The 4,577-nt window shown below is 43.9% G+C and carries 4 protein-coding genes; 2 read left to right on the forward strand and 2 right to left on the reverse strand.

The genetic code is table 11. The features are described 5' to 3' along the window. Positions 1-1,555, forward strand: a 1,555-nt coding sequence (locus PX484_RS13265; protein WP_288104193.1) for a Ppx/GppA phosphatase family protein, incomplete at its 5' end; no start/stop codon positions are given. A 208-nt stretch (positions 1,556-1,763) separates the two neighbouring features. Then, a complete protein-coding gene (locus tag PX484_RS13270) occupies positions 1,764-3,413 on the forward strand; it encodes an alpha/beta hydrolase (RefSeq protein ID WP_287764608.1) in 1,650 nt (549 codons plus the stop codon). A gap of 96 nt (positions 3,414-3,509) precedes the next feature. On the opposite strand, the gene PX484_RS13275 is transcribed toward PX484_RS13270, so the two are convergent. Both PX484_RS13275 and PX484_RS13280 read right to left on the reverse strand, forming a co-directional pair. Further along, positions 3,510-3,800, reverse strand: a complete 291-nt coding sequence (locus tag PX484_RS13275) for a DUF3082 domain-containing protein (RefSeq protein ID WP_002804024.1) — start codon at positions 3,798-3,800, stop codon at positions 3,510-3,512. A gap of 53 nt (positions 3,801-3,853) precedes the next feature. Then, a partial coding sequence (locus PX484_RS13280; protein WP_502882738.1) for an ATPase, T2SS/T4P/T4SS family occupies positions 3,854-4,577 on the reverse strand: 724 nt, incomplete at its 5' end.

Here is a 4,577-nt window from a genome sequence, read left to right on the forward strand (position 1 = left end):
GGTTCACATGGTAGTGGTGAAAATTGAACCGTCTTTACCCGCTTTTACGATTATTGCCAGAGAAAAGGATACAGTCCGTCTGGGCGATCGAGATAGGAAAACTGGTAAATTAACCCTAGCGGCCATGGAAAGAGCGATCGCTGCTTTAAAACGCTGTCACGATCTAGCTATTAGTCTCCACGCGGATCAGATTATTGCCGTTGCCACCAGCGCCACCCGGGAAGCGGCCAACGGCGACGAGTTTTTGGCTTTAATCGAGAAAGAAGTCGGTATTTCTGTAAATCTCATCTCCGGACAGGAGGAAGCTCGCCGGATTTATCTCGGTGTCGTCTCGGGAATGGATTTCCAAAATCAAGCCCATATTATTATCGATATTGGTGGTGGTTCCACGGAATTAATCTTAGCTGATAGTCAAGAAATTCGCTTTCTTAGTAGTACCAAAATCGGCGCGGTGCGTTTGAGCCAAGATTTCATCACTACCGATCCCATTAGTACCACAGAATTAGCCTATTTAAGGGCATACACCAGGGGAATGTTGGAGCGAGCAGTAGAGGAAATTAAACATCATTTACAGGTGGGAGAAGTGCCGCGTTTAGTGGGAACTTCTGGCACGATCGAAACTTTGATGACTATCCATGCTTTGGAGAAATTGGGTGAAATTCCCAATCCTTTAAATGGTTATCAATTAACCCGCAAAGATGTCAAAGAATTGGTCAAACGTTTCGCCGCTTTGGACTATAACCAAAGACTGGCAATTCTGGGGATGTCCGATAAACGGGCCGAGATAATTCTAGCTGGTTCGATCGTGCTTTTGGAAGCGATGACCATGTTAGATGTTGATAAGTTAGTTCTCTGTGAAAGGGCCCTGCGAGAAGGGGTGATCGTCGATTGGATGCTGACGCACGGGTTAATTGATAATCGGTTACTTTATCAGAGTGAAATCCGTCAGCGCAGTGTTTTGAAAATAGCGAAAAAGTATCAAGTTAATTTAGAATCTGCTGAGAGAATAGCGGCATTTTCCCTGTCTTTGTTCGAGCAAACTCAAGCACAATTACATTCTTGGAATCAGGAGGCTAAAGATTTATTATGGGCGGCGGCTATACTGCATAATAGTGGTTTATATGTTAGTCATGCTGCCCATCATAAACATTCCTATTATTTAATTCGTAATGGTGAACTGTTGGGCTATACGGAAATAGAGTTAGAAGTGATCGCTAATATCGCTCGTTATCATCGCAAAAGTAAGCCGAAGAAAAGGCACGATGATTTTATGAAATTAACTGAATACTATCAGTATATGGTCAGACATTTAAGTGCTATACTGCGCTTGGCTGTGGCTTTAGATCGGCGACAAATAGGAGCGATTAAAAAGATTGAATGTAAGTACGATCCTGAATATAGAACCCTACATCTGCATCTTTTTCCCAATAATGCTGAAGATGATTGTGCTTTAGAATTGTGGAGTTTAGACTATAAAAAACCTGTTTTTGAGGAAGAATTTGGGGTGAAAGTGGTGGCAACTTTGGCATTTTTACCCTTAAACCATGAGCGTTGATCGGTTATCCCCGACTACCGCCGGTAGCTTGAAATCGGCAAGATTGGAATTTTCGAGACTTTTTACCTATTATTCTAGGTCAAGATTATCGATCGAGGTAAATTGATAATTTTTGTTGATAGTCAAGCAGGAAAACCGTTAAAAACTGCGAAGTTACTGTTATAATCCAGGGGGAATAGGAACGCAGAAAGAAAAGGAGTAGAAAAACTTGTTGCAATTAGCTAAAATTGGTCGCTTGATCGCTCTTGGTTGCTTAGGAACGATACTGACTAGCTTTCCTGTCCTCTCGGCCGAGAGAATCACTTTTATCTTAGCGCCCTTTAGTCGTACCCTAGAAATTAGTTCCCTAGAAAAGTTCGCCAAAACTGGCAGAATTGACGCTAATCTAAGACAATATTTAGGTAATACAACCGCCGAACAACAAAGAGAATTTCGGCAAGCTTTAACCACAAGTAAAGAAATTAATCCCGTCCTGATCTCGCGCTTTTTTAACACCACAATGGGGGAAGATATCCTCAACCTTTTAGGGGAACTGATCACTATTCAAGGGGGGATTAATGGTAAATTCGCCCTGCGTTCTGCCCTAATTAAATCAGCTTTTGAACCGGGAGGGGTAACTATTCTTAACCTGCTGCGTAATCTGCCCACTAATATGCAGATTGATGTGACAAGAGTGCAAAGATTAGCTAGGGCGATCGATGTCGTCCTGAAAGCCACCACAGTATTCACGGAAAAGGTGGCGCAATTATCCTTAGAAGAAGCTAAAAAGGCTGGTGAAATTAATTTTACCGCCATGACCGACCCTCGACAACCGGGACCGCGACAAGTAGAACAAATGCGGCTGGATTTAACCGATGGCCGTCGTCAGAGGGAACTTTATCTGATCATTGTGAAACCCAAGGGGCAATTAACCCAGAAAACCCCCGTTATCGTCTTTTCCCACGGTTTAGCTTCCCGTCCCGAAGATTTTCTCCGACAAGCGGAACACTTGGCCAGTTACGGTTATCTCGTCGCCATGCCCCAACACCCCGGCAGTGATACCCTACAGGTGCAGAATCTGCTCGCCGGTTTATCGCGGATGGTTTTTTATACCAACGAATTTGTCAATCGTCCATTGGACATATCTTTTGTGATCGATGAATTGCAAAGACGCAACGCTAGGGAATTTCAGGGGCAATTAGATTTAGATAATGTGGGAGTTGCTGGACATTCCTTCGGCGGTTATACAGCCTTAGCTGTAGGTGGAGCGACGATCGATTTCGAGAATTTACAACGGGACTGCCAAAGAAGATTAGCTTTTCTCAATGTCTCCCTCTTGCTGCAGTGTCGTGCTTTGGATTTACCCCGAGAAAAATACAACTTTCGCGATCCGAGAATAAAAGCGATTTTTGCGGTTAATCCGTTTAATTGGAGTATTTTTGGCTCTAAAGGACTAGCTAAGATCGAAATTCCCACTTTTGTAGTCGCAGGAACCTACGATCCCGCTACCCCCGCTATTTTTGAACAGGTGCGCTCTTTTCCCCTCCTCAATACCGAAAATAAGTATTTAGCTCTGATTGAAGGTCAAGCTCACGTTGATTTTTCGGTACTAGATGCGGGAATTAACGAAGCGATCGAATCCGTAGCCGATCTTACCCTGCCCGCACCATATCTGATCGATAGTTACGCCCATTCCCTATCTTTGGCCTTTTTTGAGGTGTATATTTGCAAAAACCCCGGCTATAAACCTTTTTTACAGGCGGCCTATTCCCAATATCTCAGTCAAGGCCAGGAGTTTAGAAGTTTTCTGATTACCCGCGCCTCCTCGGCCGCTTTAGAACAACTCATCGAAGATTTTATCGCTCAAAATGTCCGTTAATCAGTTATCAGTTATCAGTGATCAGTAAACTGATCACTGATAAGCTCCCCACTTCCCCACTTCCCCACTTCCAATTCATCATTCATAATTCATAATTTATATTTGTTGAGGGCGTTTAAGGAGTAATTGGATAGCCAAAAGAATTAAACCAATGGTGACAAAAACAAAAATAAAGGTTCCTAGAGAAGCTAAACCAAAAACTAAAGTCCGGACAGCACTGCCAATTCTCAAGGCGATCGAACTGTGAGCAACCATTGGTTTTGAGTAAAAAGAATGACCGATCGCTGCCGTGAGATAATAGAGAATTGTCCCCAGTGCTGCCGAAATTGCCGCACCAACCAAACAGCGAGTGGGAGTAACTTTCTTGGTTTCTAATTCTGTGGTCATTACTTTTTAGTTCTCAAATATTGTCCAGCTTAAATTTTAATTCTTTTCCCCGACTAGAACCAAGGATCGAGGACGGAAGGAAAAGAGGTATTGACTTCCGAGGAGACGATCAGATACTGATTTGCGTCTAGTTCCCGTTTTAACTGTTCCCAATCGCCGGGGTCGGTTAACTTCTCATAAACAGGGGCAGCGGAAACGATCATTTCCTTATCCGATGACCGGTTTTGGGAAGGAAGAACTGAATTAGTCAAATCAGGCAACTCCTGGCCGAGAATAGTCGGATTTGCGCTCTCAGGGGAAGCTGTGGGCGAATTTAGGCTAATTTCCCGCTTTAGTGACTGTAATTCACGGTTGAGAGCCTGTAATAACTGCTCGATCGCCTCGATTCTCCCGAAAACATCCGGGGGAATCTCAGGATTATTGGCAGCAGAGAGGGAGGGTAAAGTTAATTGATCAGCCATGACACGCTCGATTTCCTCTAGGGTAGTATAACCTTGGCCGACTAATTCTAAACCGTAGGCGAGGAGAGACTTGAATCCTGCCTGTGTTGCCGCTTTTTTGAGCATATCGGCGGATTTATTCTCAGCGATGCAAGTTTTCAGGTCAGGGGTAATCGTGATTACTTCAAAGACCCCAATCTGGGACTGATAACCGATGCCGTGACAATGACGGCATAATCTGCCTTTTTCCCGCGCTTGGATGATTTCTTCGGCAGTGAGGGAATTAGCTTTATAAAAGCTGTATTGAGCAGCTTGGGCGGGAGAAAGACCAAATTTA

The organism is Microcystis sp. M49636_WE2, assembly GCF_030065375.1.
In the GTDB taxonomy this organism is placed as follows: domain Bacteria; phylum Cyanobacteriota; class Cyanobacteriia; order Cyanobacteriales; family Microcystaceae; genus Microcystis; species Microcystis aeruginosa_C.

Excerpts from the sequence above, each read along its gene's own strand:
- PX484_RS13275 (WP_002804024.1), bottom strand. The coding sequence starts at position 3,800 with ATGACCACAGAATTAGAAACCAAGAAAGTTACTCCCACTCGCTGTTTG.